We start from the raw sequence: 25,368 nt of genomic DNA on the forward strand, positions 1-25,368 counted from the left end.
CGCGTGATCCACAAGATGTACCCTGCCCGCGCCAGACCCAATCCCGCTCTCCATTCTCCGACTCGCCCCATATTGCCTCCAGCCGGACCATGGGCCGCAAATCTTAAGAAAAACCTCCATCCCCTCCGAGATCACGTTCATCAGGACGCTGTGCAGCGGCTCTGTCTCGGGTGTGTTTCGCCCGAATACGCCTGCCAGTTGGTCTTGGTTACAAAGCTGACAGCCGTGTGGAAGGCCAGGTCAGGGGCCCGCAGGGGCGGCGAGGATCTGGCAATGGATGGCGTGTTTCTCGCTGAACGTCGTGCGTTCTGTGGCCCGCGCCGCGCAGGCACAGAAAGGGCAGCAGGCAAGAGGGAACAATCTAAAGCTTTAAAATGTCTGGAGCCGCCCGGTAGGGCGGCTCCAGTCAGAACTTTTCAAGGTGTCTGTCAGATCAGAAGCGTATGTTCATTCCGGCCGTCAAGGCAGTCGTGTTTGATGTCGACGAAATGGTCCGGCTGACCTCGGCCTCGAGGCTGTAATTTGGACCGATGTTGTAGGAGATATCCAAGCTTCCGCGGACAACACCATTCGTAGACCGTTCGATCGACATTTCGGCAAAATCCGCGATTTGGACTGACCCGCCGATCACAGCGTAACGGTAGAACTCGTCATCCGCCTCATAGGTGAGAGCGCTGGCGATGTCGCCTCCCTCTGTCCAAGCATCAGTTGCGCGTCTGCCCGTCACAAGGGCAACATGTGGCCGGAAGGTGCCAGAGTTGACGGCGGCCTTCACGACGACCCAACGATCGCTGGCGTCAAACGCGCCGGTGTTGGAAAACTCACCGATGGTGCGGCCGTAAGACACATCCTTATAGGCAAAATTTGCACTGCTCGACAGGGAGAAGCCCTCGAAGTCCTTTTTCAACCCTACCCCGAAGTGCCGTGTCTTCATTTCGCCACTGGTTGCGTTGGTCGAAAGGAGGTTAAAGCCACCAAAAACATGCACACCTTCCTGGGTGAGCTCGGAAAAACCGAAGCGCAGCAAGTTCGTATTCGCCGTCTCCCCAAATCCGATATTGCTGCTCAGGTGCCCTGCCTGTACGCCTTGGATGAACCCCAGGCCATAGAGATCAAGAGCGCTGGCAATGCGTTGCCCCTGATCCATGCGAGCGCTGAAAGGTTCAAGCGTCACACTCGAGAGCCGTGCTTCGCCGATGCTGCCGTCACTATAAACATAGCGTGCCTCTGTCGTTTCTTCGCGTGCGAGTGTCTGCACCCCATCAACGACAGAAGACTCATGGCGCAGAGTGCTGCTGAAGGTCTCCCCAACCACTGTTGGCCCCGACGCACTGTCTGTTGCGCTGCCGACATCCACCAATTCGCCGGTCAAGATGTCTTCCCCGCCGCCAGCGCCGCCTTCGACGGCAGATGTCGCAGCGGCAAAGGCGCTCGGGCCAAAGATATAGGCATAGCGCGCTGTCAGGATGTCCCCAGCATTCACGGCCGTCCAGTGCCAGCTCAGACCAATCGTGTCGTCACCCCGCCCGTAATTTACCGACTCGCCGCTTTCGTTTGTGTAAGGAGAGCCTGTGTAACCATCTGCTTCGGTCGTCCACCCACTGATGCCGGCATCGACATTGGCGTCAGTGGAGTACATTCCCAATGCGTAGCGCGAAACGATGGCTTCGGAAAACACGACATGGTTGTCTGGCACAGCGCCATAGCCAAGAACGTTGTCTGTGCTGCTGGAATCGCCGGGTTGCGGCATCGCATCGGGGTCGATGAAGCGACCAAACCAGACGTCTGCTGCGGCGCTCCCTGCGGTGATCCGCGTGGTGATGTCAACAAACTCACTTTCCGAAGGAAGGCTGTAGGTGTTTCGCAGGCTCCAGGTGCCGCCGCCAACCGTCCAGGTTCCAGTCCAGTCTGCCAAGCTTGCCGTTGGGGCCAAGCCGTCGGTCCATCCGCCTGCGATGTCAGCAGAATTCCCGGCATTGTTATTGGCCGTATTTACGCCATCGACTTTTACGCTGAATCCGTCGAAAGGGCTGCCTGGGGTCAGGTAGTCGCCTTGCTCACCATCTGCCGGGAATGATCCGCCGCCGGTCGCGTCAAACTGCAGCCCGGGCCGCGTGCCGTTGCCACTTCCAAAGGTGCCGGTGATTTCATTCACGCCAGCTTTTACAAAGCCATTTTCCAGCACGCCATTGTCAGCATAAGCGCCCCCGGCTACGATGGTCGCCGTAGCGCTTATTGCAAAAGTAATCTTCCTCATCGATCGAATCCTATCGTGGGCTTTCTTGTTTAAGGTTAACGTTTGGTTAACAATTAGTTGAAATGCCGACAATTTGTTGTGCGAAATCCCTATTTGTTGTGTTTTGCCGTGCTAAAAATGCAACATGGAACTGGTGGGTCGCCAGTCCACGCCTATGGGGATCAAGGCGGGCCAGTCCGCCACTGGCAACATCCTTGAGGCCATCGCACGCCGCGCTGGCTCTGATCTGGCGATGCTCAGCGGCAAGATCGCGGATCACGGGCCGGGCTCTACCGGGCTGTTGCGGATGGTGTGGGACAATGGCGACCGCACCGTGCTGGTTCGCCCGGACCTCGGCGGGGTGAGGCTGGGCTGGGATCTGGCCCATACCGCAGCCGATGAATTGCGTGCCGCCATCGAGGGCATGGCGATGCATCTCCGGCTGATCATCGAACGGATGAGCGAAGGGGGGCTGACGTTCCGGCGTGTGATCAACGCCGGCGGCATTCCGCAGAAGAACCGGGTGCTTAATCAGGTCTCTGCCACTGTGATGGGGGTCGAGGTGCACATGGTGTGGATCCGGTCCAATGCCTCCCGAAATTCGGGAAACCATGCTGTTTTCCCGCGCTAAAGCCGCGCCAGATGCAAGGGCCAGTCCGGATGTTCAAACAGCGAACGGGCGCGCATCTTTTTCCACATTCCATATTTGTGAAAGTCGAAGTCCAGCCGCGAGACTTTCAGCTGAACCATCGACCACAAGCACCATTTCACGTCGGCCAGCGCCTTGTGCACCGTGATGCGTGACACAATCTCAGGTCTTACACTGCCAAAGTACTCTTCGATCAGTTCCAGTTCGCGCTCTGGCTTGAAGAACATCTCTCCGAACCAGATCCCAAGATCATAACAGCGGTCGTTCATCGACGCATATTCATAGTCGATGAGCATGATGGACCCGTCCTTGCCGATCATGAAATTTCCGGGCATCGGATCGTTGAATGAGGTCACCAGATCAAGGCCAGAGGCGTGCATGGCATCGCGCGCCAAACGGGTGTTGAGGCGCAGCCAGTCTGCATCCTGATACATCGGTGCCCCAAGATCTCTGATCTGATCCAGGTGTTCATCGATCATGTCAAAAATCGTCTTTGTCAGGGACAGGGATGGCAAGCCGTGCATGACGCGGTAGGCGCTCATCGCGGCCTTGCACATCTGCAGATCGCGGAAATCGCTGTGGTTGGACGGGCGTCTGTCTTGGAGAAAATCGTTGATCTCGATCCCGCGTGCCGCAAGGTCATCGTGAACCTTTGGCCCCAGACCGGCCTTCGCAGCCTTGCGTGAAGCATCCAGCGCGGTTTCGCGGTCTATGAACATTTCGGTGCCTGCGCCCGGAACCTTGACGAACCAGTCGCCCGGACCTGCCGTATCGCGCACACGCCAGTTTTCGTTTGAAATGCCGCCAGATACAGCGCCGTAAACCATGGTCTGACCGCCCTTGAACAACGGGGCTTCGCGGATCGCAGCTTCGATGGTTTCTTCCATGGCGTTTTGCGCATTGCCCAAGGGTTTCATGGTCACGCTGCCCCCTTTGCTGTCAGGCGAACCCGTTCTTCAAACAAGGGGTGCTGCAAGGCCATCGTCAGTCGCAGCAACCGCCATTCGCCGTATTTGATCCATTCCACGGATTTACGTTCGGACTTATGGGCCATCAAGCCTGACCAAAGCGCATGCAGCATGTCATCCACATGCGACCACAGTCGGGCGCGGGCAAATGCAACCGGATCGAAGTGGCCGACATAGGCCTCGAACGCCGGCCGCATCTGGCTTTCGTGATCGGTCCGTTCGGCAAGCAGGCAGCCCAGATCGTAAAGTGGATCATTCATGCCAGCACGATCAAAGTCCACCAGCATCACCTGTGCGCCGGGTCCGATCATCAGATTGGAACAAGATCCGTCATTGCGGCAGGGTTTCAGCGGCACACCATCGGAGAGTCCTTTGGCCATCCAGACAAGGCTGCGCAGCCAAGCGATAGTGTCGGGCAGCGCCACCCCATCGGCTTTGTAGGCCGCGATCAGGTGATCGATTTCGGCAAAGGGATCAAATCTGTGGTCAATGACAGGGCCTGCGTGCAGCGTCTTCAGCGCCAGGACGGCGGATGTCATCACCGAGTCTTCTTGCAGGTCGTTTTGCCGCGCCGTAATCCAGTCTTCTCCAAGGCGGTCCATAGAGATTGCGCCTAAGCCCGTATCTGACCAGAGCACCTTCGGACCAACCCCTGCCGCACCCGCATCTCTTGCGGCCTGAAATGCCGCCTCAAGGTTGTAGGTCCCCTGCATTTCGGGGTGCATCCGTTTTACAAATGCGTCGGCGGTCAGGACGGAGCGGCTTTCAAGGGCCTTGTAGCTGGGGGAAGCGAGCGCCGAAGGGCCGTCAGAGACGACATCGGCCATTGAATACCCCGCAGCAGTGACAGCCTCTGCCATCATGGCATCTGTAACAAGTCCGGTCATTTTGCCCCCGCTGCCGTGTCAAGGCACCCGCCTGCCAGATCGATCCGGCGGATCATGTCCAGAACCACCTCGGCCCCTGCCCTCAGGTCATCTGCAGAAGTATACTCGTCGCATCGGTGGATCACGCCATTGACCGACGGTACAGCAAACACAAGGCTGGGCAGGATTGCATTCAGCGCAACGGCATCATGGCCTGCGATGGTATCGAGTCGCATGCGCGGCAGGGAAAACTGATCGGCAGCCTGTTCAGCCAAGGCCACCAATCGCGCATCGAACTTTCCGGCGGGGCGGATGTCAACGCCGACCACTTCGGCAGTGACTGAGGCCCGGCGCGCAAGCTCGGGCAGGGCCTTGCGCAACTCGGCCTCTGCCGCTGTCAGAGTGTCTGGCTCGGGGGCGCGCAGTTCTGCAAAAAGCACGGCCTTGCCCGGCACGACATTTGGCGAATTTGGCGTGACATCAACACGGGCGACAGAGGTATAAAGGGTGTCCTGGGCTTGATCGGCAAGCTCGCGCACCTTTGCAATGATATAGGCGGCCCCCAGAAGCGCATCCTGGCGGTCCTCCATCGGGGTCGGTCCGGTGTGGTTTTGTTTTCCCTCCACCTCGATGCGCAGTTTGACCGCGCCCCAATGCCGTACAAAGGGCGCAATCTTTGCGCCGCTGCGTTCCATGTGGCTGTCGCCTTCGATGTGGACCTCGATATAGCAATCGGGGCGCGGCCCTTCCTCTGGGCCCATGTATCCGGTCCGGGTCAATTCGGCCTCCACCGACGCGCCATCACGGTCTTTGCGCGAAAGGGCGAAATCGCGGGTGAGGGCACCCGTAAAGACCGATGATCCGAGCAGAGAGGGTTGAAACCGCGCGCCTTCTTCGTTCATCCAATCCGCGACGACATAGTTGCAGCGCGGCGTGATGCCGTTCAGGGTGCAGTGGGCGCGCCAGCTTTCGATGGCCACCAGTCCGGCGATCACACCGTATGCCCCGTCAAAGCGCCCGCCCTTGGGCTGGCTGTCCAGATGCGATCCGACCATGACCAGCGGCGCGCCGTCCTGCGCAATATCCAGCCGCCCGAACAGGTTGCCAATGGAATCGATCAGAACGGTGTAGCCGCGCCGTTCGAACTCGGCGCAGAGCCAGTCGCGCGCAGCTTTATGAGCATCTGTCAACGCCGGACGGTCTACGCCGCCATCGCCGGTGCTGCCAAACTCCGACACTTTCTCCATCAGCGTATCGAACATAGGCGCATCTATTCGCGCGAGTTTGGTGGTATCAGGCATCGGCAGTGGCTTTCGCTGTGGACGTGGCGTTCAAAAGAAAACAGGCGGCCAGCGCCTGGTCGCCCCGGCTGACAAGGGCGGGGTTTTCGCGGTAGCAACGGTCAAAGGCATGCGGGCAGCGACCGGCAAAGGCGCAGCCCGGTGGCAGGTCAATGGGCGAGGGTGGCTCGCCTTCCAGGAGGCAGTCTTCGGGACGATACCGCCGCTCTTCGAGGGTTGGGGCCGCGGACAGAAGCGCGCGGGTGTAAGGGTGCCCCGGATCAAAGAACATCCGCTCGTTGGGGGCGACCTCGACCGTTTCGCCCAGATACATCACGGCAATGCGGGAACAGACCTGACGCACCATCGTCAGGTCATGCGAGATGAAGATATAAGTGAACCCGTGCTGCGCCTGAAGGCGACTGAACAGGTCCAAGAGCTTGCCCTGCTCGGTCTGATCCAGCGCCGAGAGAGTCTCGTCCATGATCAGCAGGCGCGGCTCCAACACCATGGCGCGCGCCACCTGAAGCCTTTGGCGCTGTCCGGCCGAGAGACCGGTTGGCAGGAGGTCATAAAACCTGTCGCCTAACCCGACTTCGTTCAAGGCGGCGCGCGCGCGGTCCTGACGTTCCTTTTTGGTGCCGATGCCGTGAATTTTCAGGGGTTCTTCGACGATGTCACCAATGGAAGACTGGGGCGGCAGCGATCCGAACGGATCTTGCAGCACAAGTTGAAACCGTCTGCGCAACTGCCGCAGCCGCGCGGGGCTTGCAGTGCCTACATCTTCGCCTTCAAAGATGATCGACCCGGCGTCTGGTCGCTCCAGCCCGGTCAACAGACGCATGAGGGAAGATTTGCCGCAGCCCGACTCCCCCACGATTCCAAAATTGTCGCCGGGAAAGACGTCAAATTCCACATTGCGCACGGCCTGCACCACGGCCTTGCCTGCCTTGCCGCGTGTTTCATAGAATTTGGCCACCCCACGCACCGACATGATCGCTTGCCGGTTGCGGTCCTGCCGGTCGTCGCGCCCGTCTTTTCCGTTGGCCCAAAGCGTTGGCAATTCAGTGATCAGGGCGCGCGTGTAGCCATGTTGCGGCTCGGCAACCAGATCAGAGGAGGCTTGGCGTTCCACAACCTCGCCGGCGTGAAGCACCATCACCTCATTCCCCGCATCGCAGGCCACGGGCAGCGAAGAGCAGATGAACAGGATCGCGGTCGAGAACTCTTCGTTCAGCTCGCGCATCAGTTTCAGGATCTGGGCGGCAACCGTTACATCCAGAGGTTGGGTGATATTGTCGGCAATCAGCAAAGCGGGGTCTGAAATCAGGGCGTCGACGATCATTGCCCGTTGCATCATCCCACCCGAATATTGGAACGGGTATTCGTGAAAACGGCTGGCGGCCGATGGAATCTTGACGGCTTCGAGCAAGCGGATGGCCTTGGCCTGTGCGTCTTTTCCCGAAATCTCGGGCCGCACGGCGCGCAGCTTTTCAACCAGTTGCGCCCCCACCGTCATCGTGGGGTCCAAGGCCCCCGCGGGGTTGCCGCCGATATAGGCGATCTCGCGTCCGGCGAGGCCGCTGGCAAAGGACTTGTCGCGGATCAGGTCGCGCCCTTTGAACAGGATTTCGCCCGTCGTGATTTTCAACTGGGGTGCCATCCAGCCTACCAGTGCTCGGGCCAGCACCGTTTTGCCCGATCCGCTTTCTCCGATGACCGACAGGATCTGGCGGGGTTTCAGATCAAAGCTGATGTCGTGCAGGATCGTGCGGCTGACGCCTTCGCTTTGCGCGACCACGGTCAGGTTGCGCACGGAGAGCAGCGGTGCGACCGGGGATGAGGGGTCTGTCATCATCTCATGCGCCTCCGTAAATGCTGTTTCGGGCCCGCTCAAGGGACGACCCCATCAGATTGATGGATGTCAGCGTCAAGACCAGGAAAACTCCCGGCATTGTGGCTATCCACCAGGCGTTGAGCAGATATTTGCGCCCGTCTGCAATGATGTTCCCAAAAGTGGGGGTGGGCGGTTGTACGCCCAGTCCCAGGAACCCGAGGACGGATTCAAAGATCATCATGCGCGCGATGTCCAGTACCGCGACAAAGGCGATTGGTGGCAGGACCAACGGAAGGATCAACGTGAACATGATCCGCCAGTCGGTGGCCCCCAGAACCATGGCACCGCGCACGAATTCCTTCTTGCGCACCGACATGACACTGGATCGCATCACCCGCGCGTAGATGGGCCAGCCTGACAGGCCCAGAACCAGAATGATGGCCGGGATGGTCGGCCGGGAAACGCCCAGGATGGTGATGGCCAGAATGATCATCGGGATAGCGAGTTGCGCATCGGTCAGGCGCATCAGGATTGTGTCGACCTTCCCGCCGAAATAGCCAGAAAACAGCCCTACCATCGCACCGACGGCCACCATCAGGATGGTTGTCGAAATTCCGATCAGCAGCGAGTAGCGCAGCCCGACAAGGGAGCGCGAAAGCATGTCCCGGCCCAACTGATCGGTGCCAAGCGGGCGGGCCCAGCTCCAGCCTTCACCCATAAACAGGGGCGGCAGGAGTTTGGAGGAGATTGCCATTTTTGTCGGATCAATTCCGGAAAACATCGGATAGAAAATGGCGGCAAGAACGAGCGCCGAAAAGACGGCCAGCCCGATCTTGAACTCGATGGCGGCGTAGGCTTCCGACCAGATCCTGGCAGCAATCTTGCGGTCCTTGCGGGGCACCGGAAGATCAGAGGTCATGTCTTGGATGCTCATCAATATTCCAATCTTGGGTCGATTGCCGTTGCACAAAGGTCAACGACGATATTGATCAGGACAAAGGCCGCGGCGGTGACGATGGCAATGCCTTGGATGAGGGGAAAGTCTCGCTGCATCACGGCGTTGATCGTCAGAAGCCCGAGACCGGGATAGTCAAAGATAAATTCGATCACCAAGACGCCGCCCAGCAGCATCGAAAACTGCACACCAAGCAGGTTCAGCAAGGGCACCGAGGAGTTGCGCAGGGCATGGCGAAAGATGATCTGGTTGCGCGTCAGGCCGCGCACGGCTGCGATGTCGATGAAGTTTTCGCGCATCACCCCGGCCACAGACACCGTCAGGGTGCGGATGATGAAGGGCGCGATTTCAATAGCCAGAACAATTGCAGGGAGAATTGTATAGGCGAAGCCGCCATAGCCGATGGCTGGTAGCAGCTTGAGTTTTACCGACAGCAGCAAAGCCAGCACGATGCCAAGCCAGAAGTTCGGCAAGCTGACGAAAATGGATGACAGATACAGCGCCAGCTTGTCTGGAAAGCGCCCTGGCCTGAGCCCGCCCCACACACCGATTGGCACTGCGATGATCAAGGCAAACAGCATCGACAGCAGCGCAAGCTGCACGGTCATCGGGGCCGTCTGGGCAATAAGATCCCAGACTTCGGCGCGCTCGCTGCGGGTGTTGTCGTCAAAGCTGGCTCCGCCCACAGCCGCGCCGCTGGCGGGCCGCACAAAACTTTGTCCCAGATCGCCCTGCACGATGCCCCAGACATAGCGGCCAAACTGCTGATAGATCGGATCGCGCAGCCCCATCTCTTCGGCAATCTGCTCGATCAATGCTTCTGGGGCCATCCCGCCTGCCATCAGGCGCACGGGATCGCCCGGCACCACACGGAGCAGGGTGAAGATGACGGCGGACACAAGGAATACGATCAGCGCACCCTGAAGCAATCGTCTGGCAAGAAATCTGGCGATGAACATGGGTTTCTCCGGTCAGCGTGTCGAAGAAGGACCGGAACCCCCGCTGGCAGGGGTTCCGGCAATCCGTATCAGCCGCGCACTGCGCTGGCGGCATCCATCGTGCCGTCAGGATAGATGAACAAGTCTTTTACGTCGGCCCGAACCCCGTGCATCAAGACAGAGGTGAACAGGCTGTAGGCAGGAACCTTGTCGGCCAGCATCGGCATCAGGTTGGTTTGCAGGCTGGTCCGACGTGCCTCGATCGAGGGTGCATCGCGCTCTTCGTCCAGCGCCGCGTCGATTTCGGGGTCTTCGATCCCGCAGATCCGTTTCGATGTCGAATGGAAATGCGTGCGCAGGACCAGATCGGGTTCGGGCGAGGCACTGGTCCAGCCGCAGTCGATCATATGGCCTGGCCCGCCGCCGGGGCGGTCATAGAGCCGCTCGTTCCAGGCGGCGACTTCCATCACGTTCAGCGTGACGGGGAAGCCTTGTTCCTGCAGCATGGCGGTGATCACCTCGCCGTATTCCTTGGTTTTGGGATAGAAGCCGGTCGAGGTGATGTATTCCAGATCAGGCAGCCCTTCCCCCCCCGGATAGCCAGCTTCGGCCAGCAGGCGCTGGCATTCCTCGGGGTTGTATTCGGGATAGTTTTCCAGATCGATGTAGCCAAACTTGATCGGCGAGACAAAGTTCGACGACGGCTCGCCTGCGGTACCCATGACTTCCATGATCACGCTGCGGTCGATCGCGTGGCAAACGGCTTTGCGCACAAGTGGATTGTCAAAGGGCGGTTTCGAGCAACGGAACCACAGATACTTGTTTTCGACCGAAACAGCGCGGTTCAGCACAATGCCGGCTTCGCTTTCCAGTGTCGTCACCTGTTCCGGCTCCAGCCGTTCGATGACATCGGCCTGACCGTTCAGCAAGGACAGCATCCGCGTGGTTGAATCGCCCACGAAGCTGAAGTTCACGCCCGGCACTTTTGGCGCGCCGCGGAAATAGCCCTCGAAGGCGGTCATCAGCGTGTCATTCCCGGCCTGTTCCTTGAACCGGAACGGTCCGGTGCCGTTCAGCCGTTGCGACAGAGGTCCGTTCGGTCCAGCTTCGATATCCTTGGCCGACATGATTGGCAGGTAGGACGCAAGGAAGACGAACATCCCTGCGCCATATCCACCTTTGGTGGTGTCCACGATCACGGTGAAATCGTCGGGCGTTGTCACTTCGAACGTGTCGGCAAAGCCCGGATAGACTTGCCGCGCCCGCTCGGGCTGGGCGCCGTATTCGAAAGTTGCCTTCACGTCTTTGGCCGAGAAGGGTTCGCCATCATGAAACGTCACGCCCTCGCGCAGCTTGATCTCCAGCTTGAACGGGTCCAGCTGCGTGATCGATGTGGCCAGTTCGTAGACCACCTCATCCGGGTTGTCGGGCATCATCGGCGAGCGGGTCAAAAACCCCATGATGAAACCTTCAATGTTGAATTGCGACAGCGTTGTGTGCGCCATCGGATCCCAGTTTCCGGTGATGTTTTCCGCTGAAAGGATGGTCAGGGGCCGCGCCTCCTGAGCGAAGGCAGAGCTGAAAAAGAAGTCAGGATTCAGACGCATCGCGGCCATGGTCGCGCCTGCGGTCATGCCGTAGCGGAGGAATTTTCTTCGGTCCATTGTCTCACTCTCCTGATGGGGCCCGCAATGGGGCGGTTTTTTCATGATGGGGACGCGGTCTTTGTGCCGCTTATGTCACACGCAAGAGCTCAAGCTCTTTGAGCATCTGCGCGTGCAATTCAGGGGTGGCCGAGGCAAGTACGTCCCCGCCAGAGTCGATGCCAAGGTCTTGCCCTTGCCAATCAGAGATCACACCACCCGCGCCGCGGATCACCTGAACCACGGGCAGATAGTCATAAGGCTGAAGCCCGGTTTCCAGAACAAGGTCGCAATGGCCAGACGCCAAAAGCGCGTAGTTGTAGCAATCGCCACCAAAGCGCAGCAGTCTGACCCGTTCCCGAAGCCTGGTCAAAACAGGTTCGTTTTTGCCGGAAAACAACATCGGGTCCGTGGTATAGGCATAGCAAGTTGTCAGATCCCTGCAGCCGCTGGTCTTGACGGGTACGCCATTGAGCGTCGTCGGCATGCCCTTTATGCCGCACCAACGCTCTCCCATTGCGGGCATGTCGATCTGGCCTAGCTGCGGCTCTCCGTCCTTGAGCAAAGCCATGAGGCCGCCGAACATCGGATGCCCTGTCACAAAACTTTTTGTTCCGTCAATCGGGTCGACGACCCAGACAAACTCGCGATCAAGGTTAAGGTCACCATGTTCTTCCCCGAGGATTCCATGATCGGGATAGGCATTTTCGATCTTGTCGCGCAGAAACCGTTCGATACTGCGGTCAGCGATGGTGACGGGGCTGTCATCGCTCTTGTGTTCAACCTCGATGGCTTTTCGAAAGTGATCGCGTGCAATCTGTCCTGCGCCGTCTGCGGCGAGGTTCGCGAAATCCAAGGCAAGGTGCAAATCCAGCATACGGACCTCATGTGGACTATTTGAGGAGTGCATCGCAACCGATGGACTTGGTTAAAGCTGACTCGTGATCGCACACAAATCCACAAAAAAATCTCCAAAAGACACGCGTATCCATATTTAGCCCAAAATTTGGGCAGAAAATTCCGCTGTCAAGCTTAGCTGTCTGGCGAAACGGTCCCAAATCCACATTCGGGCTGGAATTTGTGGATTTCTGTCGCTATCGGTGGCGAATGACACTTTTCGGAGCGCGCAAGAATGTGGTCGCACGAGCGGCATTCCATGATCCTGGATCGGCTGTCCCGAGACGGGAAGGTGACAACCAACGAGCTTGCGGCCTTACTGCATGTCTCAAGCGAGACCATCCGGCGCGATTTTCTGGACCTTGAAGGGCAGGGCAATCTGAAGCGCGTTCATGGCGGCGCTGTTCTGTCAGATCGAAAGATTTTGCCGGAGCCCGCTTTCTCTGATCGTCTGAAAACGCATGCGGGTGCCAAAATGGCCATTGGCAGGGTTGCTGCCGGATTGATCCCGCCGGGCTCTACCGTCTTTGTTGATGCCGGCACCACAACACTTGCGTTCGCGCAAGAGATTTTAAAGCATCAGGACCTGCGGCTTATCACAAATTCCATCGAGATTGCGCAGATGGTGGCACCGTATCCGAATCTGGAGGTTTTGCTGCTGGGCGGCAAACCGCATTCAGAGGTACCGGCGACCTATGGGGAGTTGACGCTTTCAGAGGTTGATCGCTTTCTCGCGGATTTCGCGGTGATCTCGCCCGTTGCCTATCACTCGACGCGCGGAGCCACAAATTACGCGTTGCATGAGGCAGAGGTGGCGCGAAAAATGATTGTCTGTTCAAAGCGTTGTGTCATGTTGTGCCATGCTGAAAAAATATTCAAAGAGAGCCGTGTGGCGATCTGTCGCCCCGAAGAGATTGATCACCTGATCACGGATGGAAACACCGATTCACAGTTGTCTTTGCCAAGAGGGGAAGTCCATGTCGCACCGTTCCAAGGCGCGGAGTGACTGGGGCACATGTCGGTCCGCTGCATGATTGATGACATGGGATCGGACCTTTCGTCGCCAGCCTGCAAGTGAAGGCGTGGTGCGACCAATGGCATTCACGCGGTCCGGATGCACAGTTTTGGGGGTGGCAGCAGAAGGCCATCCGGAGAAAAGTCCCACTCTGACGCGTATCTTTGTGGGCGCACCGATTAACGGATCGTAAGCCCGCTGCGCTTAATCTGCCCTCAACCGCTATCGGAGGGGCCGGTGAAAGTCGCCGTGGTCGAAGACAATTCCGTGATCCGTGCTGTGCTGGTCGCGGCGATGGAAGGCTTTGCCGGGTCCGTCGTGACCGAGTTCTGCGCGGTGGGCCCCTTGCTGGACGCCTGTCGCGAGACATTGTTCGATGCCATCATTCTTGACTACCAGCTGCCCGATCAGACAGGGGTTGATGCCACGCGCAGGCTGCGTGCCGATCCGCGGTTCATACATGTGCCCATCATCATGGTCACGGCTGATTCTGACAGCGCCTTGCGGCTGGAGGCCATTCGTTCCGGGGCGACCGATTTTCTGACCAAGCCCGTCAATATTGAAGAGTTGCGTCTTCGGGTTGGCAATCTTCTGGCGCTGCGTCAGGCGCAGCTTGACGTTCTGGCGCGTGAAAAGCTGTTGGACGCGGTGATTGAATCTTCGACCGCCAGTATCGTGATCGGCGATGCTTCATTCCCCGATATTCCACTGATCTATGCAAATGGGGCTTTCGAGCGCTTGTCGGGCTTCACGCGCGACCAGGTGCTGGGCCGCAACTGCCGCCTTCTGGCCATGGAAGTGCCTGATCACCCGGTACGTTTGCAACTGCGCCAGGCGGTCTCCGCACGGGCGGGCGGCACATTCCGTCTGCGCAACCGCCGCCGCAACGGAGACGTGTTCTGGAACCAGATTGACCTGCATCCTGTCCCGGGGCCGGGCGAAAACGCGCGATTCATCGTTGCAACGCAGACCGACGTGACCGCAGAGGTGGAGGCTTCCCGCACGCGGGACAGGCTGGGTGCGCGTCTGAGCGATATTGCGCAGATCAGCGATGCCTGGTTCTTTGAATTTGACCGCTGGTTGTGCTTTTCCTACGTGTCGCCCGCCATGGCGAAGGCGTTGGATATCGCGCCCGAGCAGATCCAGGGTCTGTCAATCGATGTTTTCGCAGATCGCATCTGCGTTGACCCCGAAGGAGAAGGCGGTGATCTTCGCAGCTTGCTGTCGCGACGACAGCCGCTGGATCGGCTGCGCTTGCGGCTCAAGCGCCCCGATGGCACCTCCCGCTGGCTGCAAACCAGCACCACCCCATTTTACACGGCTGAGGGGGCATTTGACGGCGTTCGTGGTTTTGCCAGCGATATCAGTGACCTGATCGAGGCGCGTGATACCGCGCGCCAGGCCGCGCGGACTCAGGCCACTTTTGTCGCCATGATGAGTCATGAATTGCGCACACCGCTGACGGCCATCATCGGGCTGACCGAGCTGCTGGAGGGCAGTGATGTCTGTTCTACTGTGCACGCTGATCTGGCAACAATTCGGGGTTCCGCTCAGGCCTTGACTTGGGTTCTGAATGATGTGCTCGACCATTCTCAGCTTGAAGGCGGGCAACTGACACTGTCGGTTGTCGATTTTGACCTCGCGCAGCTTCTGGCGGGGCTGATCCAGTGGCACGGCCCGGCAGCGGGGGCCAAGGGGCTGTGGCTGCGGCTTGCCATCGAGGGGGACGCATCGCCCCACCGGCGCGGCGACCCGGACCGGTTGCGCCAGATCCTGCGCAATCTGATCGACAACGGTCTGCGCTTCACCCCGCAAGGCGGTGTGACGGTGACCCTGGTGCTGCGGAGTGAGAGCAGCATCTTGCTGCGCATTGCCGATACAGGCATCGGCATCGCACCCGAGGACTGGAACCGCATTTTTGACCCTTTTGTGCAGTTGGACGCCAGTATGGGCCGGGTGCATTCGGGCCGCGGTCTGGGGTTGACGCTTGCGCGCAAGCTGGCCGAGGCCATGGGTGGCACTCTTTTCGTGGACAGTCAGCCCGGCGCAGGCAGTGTCTTTGTCCTGGATCTGCCTTTGCCCCGCGGGGCATCTGCTGTCCTACCCCAACCCTTTTCGTTGCACGACACAGCGGTGCTTGTGGCCGATGACAACCGCGCCAACCGCAAGCTGCTTGAGATCATGCTGTCGCGCCTGGGGGCAAGGGTTACACTGGCCGAAAACGGACAGGCGGCGGTGCAAGCCTGGGCACCGGGCCGGTTTGATCTGCTGCTGCTTGACATCAACATGCCCGGGTTGACCGGCATCGAGGTGATCGTCCAGGTTCGCGCGCAGGAACGCGCTGCCGGTCTGGCCCCCATTCCAGCCTTGGCGGTCTCTGCAAATGCCCGGCCCGAGCAGGTGGCCGCCTATCTCGCCGCTGGGTTTGATGGCTGCATTGCCAAACCCTTTACCCTCGCCGCGTTGCAAAAGGCCCTCTCAGCGTCGGGACCCTCTCCCAAACCCAACTGATCTGGTGAAAGAAGTGAAAGTCATGCCGAGTTCTCGTATATTCTCCGTCTTGCTGACGCTCTGGTTTGGCGCGGTGGCCTCAGGCGTCTTTGCCCAGACGCTGGCGCAACCAGCGGATACGGTCATTCTGGAAGTCACCGGTCAAACGTCCGCCCCAGACGGCGCTGTGATCGCCGAGTTCGATCTGGCCATGCTCGACGCCTTGCCGCAGCGTGAAACCGTGACCAGCACGCCCTGGTTTGATGGTCCGCAGACCTTTTCAGGGCCACTTCTGTCCGAGCTTGTGAAGAGCCTTGGGGTTCAGGGCAGCGCGTTGCGGGTTGTGGCGATCAATGATTATGCGGTCGAAATCCCGGTCTCTGACCTGCTGGAATATCCTGTCATTCTGGCGTCGCGCCACAATGGCAACCTCATGCCATTGCGTGACAAGGGACCATTGTTTGTGGTTTTCCCTTTTGACGAGGTGCCCGCGCTCCAGAACGAAGTTTATTTTGCACGATCGGCCTGGCAAGTCCGGCGTATCGAGGTTCTTCCTTGATCAGCGTGTTGCCTCCGGCTGCCGGCCGCGCGCGCGTTTACCTCTGGCTCAACTTTCTGGCGGGCGCGGCGGTCTTTTTCATGGCCGTATGGGTCGTGTTCTTTCTGCGCCTGCTGGCGGCAGAGCGCGAAATCACAACGCGTGTGCGGGAAGATGCGATGTGGGCCGTGTTTCAGGCAGACCGCCACGCGGCTGCCCTGCTGCACATCCTGCGTGAGGGGGTGATGCAGGGAAACTCGGCCGGGTATCACGACCTGATGGTCGCATATGATGTCTTGTACAGTCGCGCGAAACTGCTGGAGCGTGGGGCCTTTGCCATTGATCTGAGTGGCCAGACCGCCTTGGGTCAGTTGAGCATCGCCCGCACTGCTGAGGTGACTTCGCTTGCCCCTGAATTTGATCGGCTGTCCCCGGCGAGCCGTGACTATCTTCTCGATCTCAAGCGCCTGGAACCGCGTATTGCAGCCCTGCGTGACGGAATGGGTCAGCTTGTGCTTGCCGCCAATGCGGCAGTCAGCGAAGGACGTGTCGCAGAGCGCGCGACACGCAAAGCCATCCATGACGGTCTTGGCTTGAGCGCTGCCTTTCTGGTCGTAGCCTTTTTCGGCATCGCAACACTGCTGTTGGTTCACATGCGGTTCTTGCGCCGGGCACATGCCCGACTGGCCCTGCTCCAACGCCGGAGCCTGCGCCAGGCCAACCGTGCCAAGGCAGCCAATGCGACGAAATCCATCTTTCTTGCCACCATGAGCCATGAAATCCGAACGCCTTTGAACGCGATCATTGGTTCAGCCGAACTGTTGGGGTCGGATGGGCTGGACACCACGCAATGCCAAAGGGTGCAGACGATCCAGAGTGCGGGGCAGCTGCTGCAAGATGTGATCAGCGACATTCTGGATTATTCCAAGCTGGAAAGCCGCGGGCTGGATCTGCAGCTTGTGCCGGTTGACCTGTCTGATGTTGCACGCACCATAGCCTCTACCTTTGAAGAGCGCGCAGCTGCGAAATCTCTGCGCCTGACCATCGCCTTTGAGCCCTGTCGCATCCGCACAGATCCGAGGCGTTTGCGACAAGTGCTGGTTAACCTGGTGGGCAATGCGCTGAAATTCACACCCAGTGGAGAGGTACGCGCAACGGCGGCGATGCGGGCCCCCGACCGGCTGCGCGTGGAGGTGATTGATACCGGGATCGGTATCCGGCCTGAGGATCAGGCGCGCCTTTTTCAGGATTTTGAGCAGATCGACGGCTCATATGCTCGCGCTTACGGTGGCACAGGGCTGGGCCTGGCGATCTGCAAACGCATCGCAACGGGAATGGGAGGTGAGATCGGGGTGATCAGTGCGCAGGGAAACGGCAGCACCTTCTGGTTCGAGTTTCCGGTTGAACCGTTGACGGATCTGCTGCCTGCCGCGGCTTTGTCGGAGCACCCTGCGCAGGGGGCGCTGGATATTCTGGTCGTCGAGGACAACCCGGTAAACCGCGCAGTCATCGCCGACCAGCTGGTGCAACTTGGCCATCGGCCCAGCATGGCCCAAGATGGATTTGTCGCTCTGGACCGGCTGGCAGCCGAGCGCTTTGACCTTGTTCTGATGGACATGCAGATGCCCGGCATCAGTGGCCCCGACACCGTGAAACGTCTGCGGGCCGGGGGCTGTGCCTTGCCGATCATCGGGGTGACGGCGAATGCAACGCGGGAGGATCGGAAAGCCTGCGAAGACGCCGGTATGAATGGGTTTCTGGCCAAGCCGGTCACCTTGGGCGCGCTGTCTGCCGCAATTTGCGACACGCTTTCCGGCGCAGCGCTGCGACCGCAGACTACGGTGTTTACGCCTGAAACCCCACATGCCCCTTCCAATCCCCAGCTTGACGACCTGCTGGCGTCTTTGGGTGCGTCGCGAGTGATCGGGCTGTTGGACCAGTTCGAGTGCACCTTGGCACAGACCCTGGCGGACCTCCATCACGCTCTTGAGCTTCAGAGCGACAGCGCGCTGGACGCAGCGCTGCATTCGCTCAAGGGCGCTGCGCTGACCCTTGGCCTTGTGCAGACCGCCGAGCAGGCGGAAGCGCTGCGCCCGCCCGGCCACGCGGCATCCGGTGCCGTTGATGCGTTGATGTCCCTGGCGCAAAGCGAAATCACGCGCGTGCAGGCTGGCCTGCGGCGCGTGACAGCGGTCGGATCATCGCCGATCGAAACGGTCTGATCCGGGTCAGTGATTGTGCCTTGGCAAGGTGCCGCTGATTTTCACAAACTTCTCCGCTCCGTCGATGGTCGCCCCATCGACGAGCTGGGTCACCGTGGCGCGATAAAGGTTCTGCCATGGCGTGGCCGAGGCGGGAACAGGGGGAAGGCCCTGTTGCTTGCGAACCTCAATCTCATCGGGGTCAACCAGCATGTCACAGCGCCCTGCGTTCAGGTCGATCCGTATCCGGTCACCGGTGCGCAGCCAGGCCAGCCCGCCGCCCGCCGCACTTTCCGGCGAGGCATTCAGGATCGAGGGGCTGTCGGCTGTCCCTGATTGCCGGCCGTCGCCAATGGTCGGCAGGCTGGTGATGCCACGCTGGATCAACCGGTCAGGGGGTTGCATGTTGACCACTTCGGCAGATCCGGGCCATCCCAGCGGCCCTGCGCCACGGATGACCAGGATCGAGCGTTCGTCGATGTCGAGCGCAGGATCATTGATGCGGGCGTGATAGTCTGCTGAGCCATCGAAGACAAAGGCAGTGCCCTCAAACACCCCTTCGCGCCCCGGCTCTGACAGGTAGCGCGCCCGGAACTCGTCCGAGATGACACTGGTTTTCATGATCGCAAAGTCGAACAGGTTGCCGCTCAGCACCAGAAAACCTGCCCGGGTCATCATCGGCGTCTGATAGGGCCGGATCACCTCGCGATCGTTTGCCTCGCGTCCGGTCAGATTGGCGGCCATGGTCTGGCCGGTCACGGTTGGGCAGGTGCCATCCAACACGCCGGCCTGGAGCAGTTCCCACATCACGGCGGGAACGCCACCTGCGCGGTGGAACCGTTCCCCAAGATAGGCCCCGGCGGGTTGGACATTCGCCAGAAGGGGTATGTCATACCCATGGGTCTGCCAATCCTCGGGATGCAGCTCCGCCCCCGCATGCCGCGCCATGGCCATCAGATGCGGCTGGGCATTGGTCGATCCGCCAATGGCTGAATTGACCCGGATCGCGTTCAGAAATGCGGCGCGTGTCAAGATCTGTGAGGGGCGCAGATCCTCGCGCACCAGTTCCACCGCTCGCAACCCAGTGCGATAGGCAATCTGTCCCCGTTCACGATACGCGGCCGGAATGGCCGCGCAGCCTGTGAGTGACATGCCAAGCGCTTCTGCGATGGCGTTCATGGTGGACGCCGTCCCCATCGTGTTGCAATGCCCGATAGAGGGTGCGGAATCGAGCGCGGTTTGCAGAAACTCTTCGCGGGTGATCTCGCCCGCCGCGAATTTCCGGCGCGACTGCCAGATCACGGTGCCCGACCCAACCAGTCGCCCCTCATGCCAGCCGTCCAGCATCGGGCCGCCCGACAGCACGATGGCCGGAAGATCCACCGTTGCGGCGGCCATGATTGCGGATGGCGTGGTCTTGTCGCAGCCCGTCGTCAGCACGACGCCATCGAATGGATAGCCATACAGCAGTTCGACCAGCCCCAGATAGGCAAGATTGCGGTCCAGCGCGGCTGTGGGGCGCTTGCAGTTTTCAAACAGCGGATGCGAGGGAAATTCGATGGCAATACCGCCCGCATCCCGGATTCCGTCCCGCACGCGTTTTGCCAGATCCAGATGGTGGCGGTTGCACGGGTTCAGGTCGCTGCCCGATTGCGCGATGCCGATGATGGGCCGCCCGGAGCGCAGTTCTTCGGGTGTGGTGCCGTAGTTCATGAACCGCTCCAGATAGAGCGCGGTCATGTCGGCATGATCGGGATTGTCGAACCAGTCCTGTGAGCGAAGACGGCGGGGCGACGGGTCGGTCATGGGATGTCCTTGTTCTTCTGCTCGGGCGGTTCAATGGGGGGAGGGTGAGATGCGGGCGCGCGCGCGCTGCTACCTCTGACCGTCTAACTCGTCTTCAATATGGGCGCGGATGATCTGGTCAAAACTGTCCTCGGCGGTAAAGCCAAGGGCGCGGGCGCGGGTGGCCTCGAACCCTGGGGCCCAGCTTTCGCACATGCGGGTGATGGTGGCATCAGGCTCGCGGCGGATCAGGGCGACAGCACTTTCCCCGGCGACGCGACGCAAGGCCTCGATCTGCTCCCCCACCGTGGCGCTGAGGCCAGGCATCGACAGGTTGCGCTGGGGGCCGACCGCGCCCAGGTCCATCGTCGCGGCGTGGATCATGAACCCCACGGCCGAGCGGGGCGAGGTGTGCCAGTGCCGGATGCTGTCAGGCACTGGCAGAATGGCAGGTTTGCCCACCAGAGGTTCGCGCAGGATGTTCGAAAAGAACCCCGAAGCTGCCTTGTTCGGGGTGCCGGGGCGAATGCAGATCGTGGGCAGGCGGATGCCGATGCCGTCAAAGAACCCGTGGCGGGAATAATCGGCCAGCAACAGTTCGCAAATCGCCTTTTGGGTGCCGTAGCTGGTCAGCGGGGTGGTGTGGAAAGTGTCCGGAATGGGATAAGGCAGGGGCGCGCCCATGACCGCGATGGAAGAGGCAAACACCAGGCGCGGGCGGTAGCCGTCGGCCAGATGCGCGCGGCGGATGGCTTCGAACAGATCGCGCGTGCTGTCGAGGTTGATGCTGTAGCCTTTCTCAAACTCCGCCTCGGCCTCGCCCGAGACGATGGCAGCCAGGTGAAAGATCACATCGGGCCTGCCGTCGATAAGCCGCTGTGCGATGCCGTCTGCAGAGAGATCCACGGCGAGGCAGTCTACACGGCCGGGGAAGCCGGAAGGTGGTTCTGGCACGATGACATCGACCAATGTCAGCCCAGAAACCTCGCGCCCTGCCAGACCGTCGCGCACCAGCCGGGCGGCAACCTTGCGGCCCAGCATGCCAGCAGCCCCGGTGATCAGGATGTGCATTTTCGTTCCCCCACAGGATACAGGCGCAAATCGCCCTCTTGAGTTCGTATGATTGTCTGATAACCTGAAAACATCAAGCCAAGAGAAAGCTTGGGAAGTTCGGCAGAAAAACTGGGGCAGATTTGCGACTGGCAAGCGAAGGAGCACGAGCATGACTGGCCCGCTTACCCAGATCAGTCGCACCGAGCATTTGCCTGCCCGCATTGCGTCCCACTTCGTGCGACAGATCCAGGAGGGGGAACTGAAGCCCGGAGACAGGCTGCCCACCGAAAACGAGATGTCGAAGAACTTTGGCGTAAGCCGCACTGTCATTCGCGAGGCGATTGCCCAACTGCGCAATGAAGGCATGATCGAAACGCGCCAAGGCGTCGGCGCTTTTGTCATCGGCCGCCCGACCCGCCATATCCGGCTGGATGATCGCCGCAAAATGGACCCCCATGGGTTCCGTGACCTGTTCCAGCTGCGGGTGCCGCTGGAAATCGAGGCGGCAGGGCTTGCCGCCACCTATCATCGTGCCGAGCATCTGCAACAACTGGATGAAGCGCTGCAACGGATGAACGTCACGGATGACGGGGCAGGCGACGGCATCATCGCAGACTTGGATTTCCATCGTGCCATCGCTACGGCAACGGGAAACGATTATTTCGTGCAGTTTCTGGGGGCGGTCTCGGACCGGATTTTGCAGACCATTGTCGAGTCGCGGGAGCGGATTCGCCTGGATAAAATCGTCGCAATCGTGAATCGCGAACATACCGAATTGCGGGATGCGATTGCCGCGCGCGATCCGGTGCGGGCGCGTGCCGCCATGCGGTCGCATATGGTTGGCTCGGCAGAGAGGATTGCGCTTCGTCTTGAATTTTACCTTTGAAGGGCTTGGATCGTCGCCTGCAAAAGATTCGGTAGACAGGCCAGAGAAGTCTCAAGTAGGGTTTAGTCATCATGTTGTCTGACATTGTCAGATCGTCAGGTGCTGGAGGCGCCGACGCAAGGGAGAGAGTGAATTGACGTCACATCAACTTTTGGCGGCTTCCGAGCTGTTGCCCGATGATGCCGCACGTGCGACGCTTGTGGGTCGGGTCTGGTCGGTTCAGCACGGCGGGCCGTGCCCGGTTGTGCTGCGCGACGGGCGCGTGTTTGACCTGACCGGCGTTTGCGCCACCATGTCTGGCTTGCTGGAGCGCAGTGATCTGCACGCTGCCTTGGCCTCTGACGGGCTGGCCGATCTGGGTCCGCTGGACGGGTTCTTGAACGGGGTCGCGGGTCATCTGCTGGCCCCCATTGATCTGCAGGCCATCAAGGCCGCGGGCGTGACCTTTGCCGACAGCATGCTGGAGCGTGTGATCGAAGAGCAGGCACGCGGAGACTCTGCGCGTGCCTCAGAGGTGCGGGCGCGGCTTGCCCCGGTGATCGGCGACAGTCTGCGCGGTGTTCAGGCCGGGTCCGAAAAGGCGGGTCAGGTCAAGGCGCTGCTGCAAGAGATGGGCCTGTGGTCGCAGTATCTTGAGGTGGGTATCGGCCCCGATGCCGAGATCTTCACCAAGGCGCAGCCGATGTCATCGATGGGCTGCGGCGATCTGGTTGGCATTCACCCGATGTCGGACTGGAACAACCCCGAGCCAGAGGTGGTGCTCGTCATCCGTTCAGATGGCACCATCGTCGGTGCCACGCTTGGCAATGACGTGAACCTGCGCGATGTGGAGGGGCGGTCGGCCCTGCTGTTGGGCAAGGCCAAGGACAACAACGCATCTTGTGCCATCGGGCCGTTTATCCGGCTTTTTGACGCTGGCTTTACGCAGGATGATCTGGACCGGACCACGGTGTCACTGCGGGTCGAGGGGAAGGACGGCTTTGTGATGACGGGCGAAAGCCCGATGCAGGCCATCAGCCGCAGCCCGGTCGATCTGGCAGGCCAGCTTCTGAACCGCTCGCATCAATATCCGGACGGGGCAGTGTTGTTTCTGGGTACAATGTTTGCCCCGGTGAAGGATCGCCGTGGCGCCGGCCAAGGCTTTACCCATGAAATCGGGGACCGGGTCGAGATCGCTTCTCCCCGTCTGGGGCGGCTGATCAACTGGGTGGATCGCAGCGACCGCTGCCCGGAATGGACCTTTGGCACCCGCGCCCTGATGCAGAACCTGATGGCACGTGGCCTGGGCGAAAGGCTTTGACATGACACGGATGTCGCGGGTCTTTTTCAGGTTTCTGGACATCCTGCTGGCCGTATTGCTTTCAGCCATGGCATTGATGGTCTTTGTCAATGTCGTGATGCGCTACACCATGAACTCGGGTCTGCCGTTGTCGGATGAACTGGCCCGCTTTGCCTTTGTCTGGCTGACCTTCATCGGTGCCGTTGTGGTCTATCACCATCGCCAGCACATGGGGATGGAGACGGTGGTCGCACAATTCGGTACGCGCGGGCGGCTGGTGCTGATGGGTCTGTCGGATGTGATGATCCTGGGCTGTGCGATCGTTCTGACACATGGCACCTGGAAACAACTGCCGATCAATGCGTCGATGAGCGCGCCGGTCTCTGGCCTGTCAATGGCTTGGGTCTATGGCATCGGTCTGTTTACCGGTGCCGGGATCATCGCAATCACAGTGGAGCGCCTGTTCAGGCTTGTAACAGGCCGCATCACTGAATCAGAGATTCGTGGCTTTGGCGGTGAAATGGAAGATCTCTACGGCACCGACGACAAGGTCAAGGCGGGAGATCGCGGGGAATGACCCTTCTGGTATTCATCGTGTCGCTGCTGGGGTCGATGGCGCTGGGCGTGCCGGTGGCCTTCGCGCTGATTTTCTGCGGCGTCATGCTGATGTCGTTCATGGGCATGTTCAACACCCAGATCATCGCGCAGAACATGCTGATCGGGGCCGATACCTTCACGCTGCTGGCGATTCCGTTCTTCATCCTCGCGGGCGAGCTGATGAATGCGGGTGGTCTGTCCAAGCGCATCATAGAATTTGCGATTACCTGCGTCGGCCATATCCGGGGCGGGCTTGGTCTGGTTGCGATCATTGCGGCAGTCATCATGGCATCGATCTCTGGGTCGGCTGCGGCGGATACGGCGGCGCTGGCCGCAATCCTGATTCCGATGATGGCGAAGGCGGGCTATAACGTGCCGCGTTCAGCGGGGCTCATCGCGGCGGGCGGCGTCATCGCACCCGTGATCCCACCGTCGATGGCCTTCATCATCTTTGGCGTTGCCGCCAATGTCTCGATCTCGCAGCTGTTCATGGCGGGGATCGTGCCGGGAATGCTGATGGCGGTTGCCCTTGTGGTGACCTGGCTGATCGTCGCCCGCAACGACAATGTAGAAACACTGCCACGGGTCGGATGGGCAGAGCGCGGCCGCGCGTCGGGTCGGGCGGCTTGGGCGCTCGGCATGCCGGTGATCATTCTGGGCGGCATCAAGATGGGCGTGGTCACGCCGACCGAGGCGGCCGTCATTGCGGCCTTCTATGCGCTGTTTGTCGGCATGGTCATCTACCGCGAACTCAAGGTTTCCGATTTGCTCGGCGTTCTGATCGCAGCTGGCCGCACAACAGCGGCCATCATGTTTCTGGTCTGCGCGGCGCTGGTTTCGGCCTGGCTGATCACTGCGGCCAATATCCCGAATGAAATCATCGGCTACATCGAGCCGCTGATCGAGAGTCCAAAGCTCTTGATGCTGGTCCTCATGCTGCTGATCCTTGTAGTGGGCACGGCCCTTGATCTGACACCGACCATTCTGATCCTGACCCCCGTGCTGATGCCGATTGTCGCGAAGGCCGGGATCGACCCGGTCTACTTTGGGGTCATGTTCATCATGAACTGCTGCATCGGCCTTTTGACGCCGCCGGTGGGGGTGGTGCTGAACGTGGTCAGTGGCGTGGGACGCGTGCCGCTTGGCAAGGTCATTCGCGGCGTCTGGCCGTTCCTGATTGCTCAGATTCTGGTGATCCTGTTGCTGGTGGCATTCCCCAGCATCGTGATCATTCCGGCAAGTTGGTTCTACTGAC

General features: G+C 60.1%; 21 protein-coding genes. 9 read left to right on the top strand and 12 right to left on the bottom strand.

Features of this window, described 5'->3' with window-relative positions; genetic code table 11:
- Positions 1 to 140: 140 nt before the first annotated feature.
- Positions 141 to 332 carry a potassium-transporting ATPase subunit KdpA gene (locus tag CXR43_RS18245; protein ID WP_354001018.1) on the bottom strand — a complete coding sequence of 64 codons (192 nt, stop codon included), beginning with the start codon at positions 330 to 332 and terminating at the stop codon, positions 141 to 143.
- 101 nt (positions 333 to 433) lie between these two features.
- Positions 434 to 2,257, bottom strand: a complete 1,824-nt coding sequence (locus CXR43_RS15270; RefSeq protein WP_146036534.1) for a hypothetical protein — start codon at positions 2,255 to 2,257, stop codon at positions 434 to 436.
- Between the two features lie 124 nt (positions 2,258 to 2,381).
- Here CXR43_RS15270 and CXR43_RS15275 point away from each other — a divergent pair, with 124 nt between their 5' ends.
- The gene (locus tag CXR43_RS15275; RefSeq protein WP_103335433.1) at positions 2,382 to 2,867 is read left to right on the top strand and encodes an FGGY-family carbohydrate kinase; all 486 of its coding nucleotides are present in this window, start codon (positions 2,382 to 2,384) and stop codon (positions 2,865 to 2,867) included.
- On the opposite strand, the gene CXR43_RS15280 is transcribed toward CXR43_RS15275, so the two are convergent.
- The 8 genes from CXR43_RS15280 to CXR43_RS15315 all read right to left on the bottom strand — a co-directional run bounded on the left by CXR43_RS15280 (position 2,864) and on the right by CXR43_RS15315 (position 12,249).
- Positions 2,864 to 3,802, bottom strand: coding sequence for a choline/ethanolamine kinase family protein (locus CXR43_RS15280; RefSeq protein WP_168219861.1), 939 nt, complete (start codon positions 3,800 to 3,802; stop codon positions 2,864 to 2,866). The genes CXR43_RS15275 and CXR43_RS15280 overlap by 4 nt on opposite strands.
- A gap of 2 nt (positions 3,803 to 3,804) precedes the next feature.
- Positions 3,805 to 4,740 carry a phosphotransferase gene (locus tag CXR43_RS15285; RefSeq protein ID WP_103335438.1) on the bottom strand — a complete coding sequence of 312 codons (936 nt, stop codon included), beginning with the start codon at positions 4,738 to 4,740 and terminating at the stop codon, positions 3,805 to 3,807.
- Positions 4,737 to 6,020 (bottom strand): Zn-dependent hydrolase, encoded by a 1,284-nt coding sequence (locus CXR43_RS15290; protein WP_103335440.1) that lies wholly within the window; start codon positions 6,018 to 6,020, stop codon positions 4,737 to 4,739. Before CXR43_RS15290 ends, CXR43_RS15285 begins: the two co-directional genes overlap by 4 nt.
- On the bottom strand, positions 6,013 to 7,854 hold the full coding sequence (locus CXR43_RS15295; protein WP_246831414.1) for an ABC transporter ATP-binding protein: 1,842 nt from the start codon (positions 7,852 to 7,854) through the stop codon (positions 6,013 to 6,015). The genes CXR43_RS15290 and CXR43_RS15295 overlap by 8 nt, the downstream gene beginning before the upstream one ends.
- Before the next feature lie 4 nt (positions 7,855 to 7,858).
- A complete protein-coding gene (locus CXR43_RS15300) occupies positions 7,859 to 8,806 on the bottom strand; it encodes an ABC transporter permease (RefSeq protein WP_246831415.1) in 948 nt (315 codons plus the stop codon).
- Positions 8,770 to 9,750, bottom strand: a complete 981-nt coding sequence (locus CXR43_RS15305) for an ABC transporter permease (RefSeq protein WP_103335446.1) — start codon at positions 9,748 to 9,750, stop codon at positions 8,770 to 8,772. The genes CXR43_RS15300 and CXR43_RS15305 overlap by 37 nt, the downstream gene beginning before the upstream one ends.
- Before the next feature lie 68 nt (positions 9,751 to 9,818).
- Positions 9,819 to 11,393: an ABC transporter substrate-binding protein gene (locus CXR43_RS15310; protein ID WP_103335449.1), complete on the bottom strand. Its 1,575-nt coding sequence runs from the start codon at positions 11,391 to 11,393 to the stop codon at positions 9,819 to 9,821.
- Between the two features lie 70 nt (positions 11,394 to 11,463).
- Complete coding sequence (locus CXR43_RS15315) at positions 11,464 to 12,249, bottom strand: inositol monophosphatase family protein (protein ID WP_103335451.1); 786 nt, start codon at positions 12,247 to 12,249, stop codon at positions 11,464 to 11,466.
- 279 nt (positions 12,250 to 12,528) lie between these two features.
- Here CXR43_RS15315 and CXR43_RS15320 point away from each other — a divergent pair, with 279 nt between their 5' ends.
- From CXR43_RS15320 to CXR43_RS15335, 4 genes are all read left to right on the top strand, one after another.
- Positions 12,529 to 13,275, top strand: coding sequence for a DeoR/GlpR family DNA-binding transcription regulator (locus CXR43_RS15320; RefSeq protein WP_246831416.1), 747 nt, complete (start codon positions 12,529 to 12,531; stop codon positions 13,273 to 13,275).
- 246 nt (positions 13,276 to 13,521) lie between these two features.
- Positions 13,522 to 15,795, top strand: a complete 2,274-nt coding sequence (locus CXR43_RS15325; protein ID WP_103335457.1) for a response regulator — start codon at positions 13,522 to 13,524, stop codon at positions 15,793 to 15,795.
- Between the two features lie 4 nt (positions 15,796 to 15,799).
- Positions 15,800 to 16,333, top strand: coding sequence for a putative pterin-binding protein (locus CXR43_RS15330; RefSeq protein WP_210402106.1), 534 nt, complete (start codon positions 15,800 to 15,802; stop codon positions 16,331 to 16,333).
- 5 nt (positions 16,334 to 16,338) lie between these two features.
- Positions 16,339 to 18,534: a hybrid sensor histidine kinase/response regulator gene (locus CXR43_RS15335; protein WP_246831431.1), complete on the top strand. Its 2,196-nt coding sequence runs from the start codon at positions 16,339 to 16,341 to the stop codon at positions 18,532 to 18,534.
- Positions 18,535 to 18,540: 6 nt separating this feature from the next.
- Here CXR43_RS15335 and CXR43_RS15340 read toward each other — a convergent pair whose 3' ends face one another.
- Together CXR43_RS15340 and denD are read right to left on the bottom strand one after the other, a co-directional pair.
- Positions 18,541 to 20,319 carry an IlvD/Edd family dehydratase gene (locus CXR43_RS15340; protein ID WP_103335462.1) on the bottom strand — a complete coding sequence of 593 codons (1,779 nt, stop codon included), beginning with the start codon at positions 20,317 to 20,319 and terminating at the stop codon, positions 18,541 to 18,543.
- Between the two features lie 69 nt (positions 20,320 to 20,388).
- Positions 20,389 to 21,369: a D-erythronate dehydrogenase gene (denD, locus tag CXR43_RS15345; RefSeq protein ID WP_103335464.1), complete on the bottom strand. Its 981-nt coding sequence runs from the start codon at positions 21,367 to 21,369 to the stop codon at positions 20,389 to 20,391.
- 151 nt (positions 21,370 to 21,520) lie between these two features.
- Here denD and CXR43_RS15350 point away from each other — a divergent pair, with 151 nt between their 5' ends.
- From CXR43_RS15350 to CXR43_RS15365, 4 genes are all read left to right on the top strand, one after another.
- On the top strand, positions 21,521 to 22,237 hold the full coding sequence (locus tag CXR43_RS15350) for a FadR/GntR family transcriptional regulator (RefSeq protein ID WP_103335467.1): 717 nt from the start codon (positions 21,521 to 21,523) through the stop codon (positions 22,235 to 22,237).
- A 133-nt stretch (positions 22,238 to 22,370) separates the two neighbouring features.
- Positions 22,371 to 23,537 carry a fumarylacetoacetate hydrolase family protein gene (locus CXR43_RS15355; RefSeq protein WP_103335470.1) on the top strand — a complete coding sequence of 389 codons (1,167 nt, stop codon included), beginning with the start codon at positions 22,371 to 22,373 and terminating at the stop codon, positions 23,535 to 23,537.
- A gap of 1 nt (position 23,538) precedes the next feature.
- Positions 23,539 to 24,093 carry a TRAP transporter small permease gene (locus tag CXR43_RS15360; RefSeq protein WP_103335874.1) on the top strand — a complete coding sequence of 185 codons (555 nt, stop codon included), beginning with the start codon at positions 23,539 to 23,541 and terminating at the stop codon, positions 24,091 to 24,093.
- Positions 24,090 to 25,367 (top strand): TRAP transporter large permease, encoded by a 1,278-nt coding sequence (locus CXR43_RS15365; RefSeq protein WP_103335473.1) that lies wholly within the window; start codon positions 24,090 to 24,092, stop codon positions 25,365 to 25,367. The genes CXR43_RS15360 and CXR43_RS15365 overlap by 4 nt, the downstream gene beginning before the upstream one ends.
- The last annotated feature ends 1 nt before the right edge of the window (position 25,368 follow it).

Source organism: Pseudotabrizicola formosa, from assembly GCF_002900965.1.
GTDB lineage: Bacteria > Pseudomonadota > Alphaproteobacteria > Rhodobacterales > Rhodobacteraceae > Pseudotabrizicola > Pseudotabrizicola formosa.

Bases quoted from the DNA above. Each gene is read 5' to 3' on its own strand.
- CXR43_RS15270 (WP_146036534.1), bottom strand. From the start codon at position 2,257: ATGAGGAAGATTACTTTTGCAATAAGCGCTACGGCGACCATCGTAGCC.
- CXR43_RS15275 (WP_103335433.1), top strand. From the start codon at position 2,382: ATGGAACTGGTGGGTCGCCAGTCCACGCCTATGGGGATCAAGGCGGGC.
- CXR43_RS15280 (WP_168219861.1), bottom strand. From the start codon at position 3,802: ATGAAACCCTTGGGCAATGCGCAAAACGCCATGGAAGAAACCATCGAA.
- CXR43_RS15285 (WP_103335438.1), bottom strand. From the start codon at position 4,740: ATGACCGGACTTGTTACAGATGCCATGATGGCAGAGGCTGTCACTGCT.
- CXR43_RS15290 (WP_103335440.1), bottom strand. From the start codon at position 6,020: ATGCCTGATACCACCAAACTCGCGCGAATAGATGCGCCTATGTTCGAT.
- CXR43_RS15295 (WP_246831414.1), bottom strand. From the start codon at position 7,854: ATGACAGACCCCTCATCCCCGGTCGCACCGCTGCTCTCCGTGCGCAAC.
- CXR43_RS15305 (WP_103335446.1), bottom strand. From the start codon at position 9,750: ATGTTCATCGCCAGATTTCTTGCCAGACGATTGCTTCAGGGTGCGCTG.
- CXR43_RS15310 (WP_103335449.1), bottom strand. From the start codon at position 11,393: ATGGACCGAAGAAAATTCCTCCGCTACGGCATGACCGCAGGCGCGACC.
- CXR43_RS15315 (WP_103335451.1), bottom strand. From the start codon at position 12,249: ATGCTGGATTTGCACCTTGCCTTGGATTTCGCGAACCTCGCCGCAGAC.
- CXR43_RS15320 (WP_246831416.1), top strand. From the start codon at position 12,529: ATGATCCTGGATCGGCTGTCCCGAGACGGGAAGGTGACAACCAACGAG.
- CXR43_RS15340 (WP_103335462.1), bottom strand. From the start codon at position 20,319: ATGACCGACCCGTCGCCCCGCCGTCTTCGCTCACAGGACTGGTTCGAC.
- denD (WP_103335464.1), bottom strand. From the start codon at position 21,369: ATGCACATCCTGATCACCGGGGCTGCTGGCATGCTGGGCCGCAAGGTT.
- CXR43_RS15350 (WP_103335467.1), top strand. From the start codon at position 21,521: ATGACTGGCCCGCTTACCCAGATCAGTCGCACCGAGCATTTGCCTGCC.
- CXR43_RS15360 (WP_103335874.1), top strand. From the start codon at position 23,539: ATGACACGGATGTCGCGGGTCTTTTTCAGGTTTCTGGACATCCTGCTG.
- CXR43_RS15365 (WP_103335473.1), top strand. From the start codon at position 24,090: ATGACCCTTCTGGTATTCATCGTGTCGCTGCTGGGGTCGATGGCGCTG.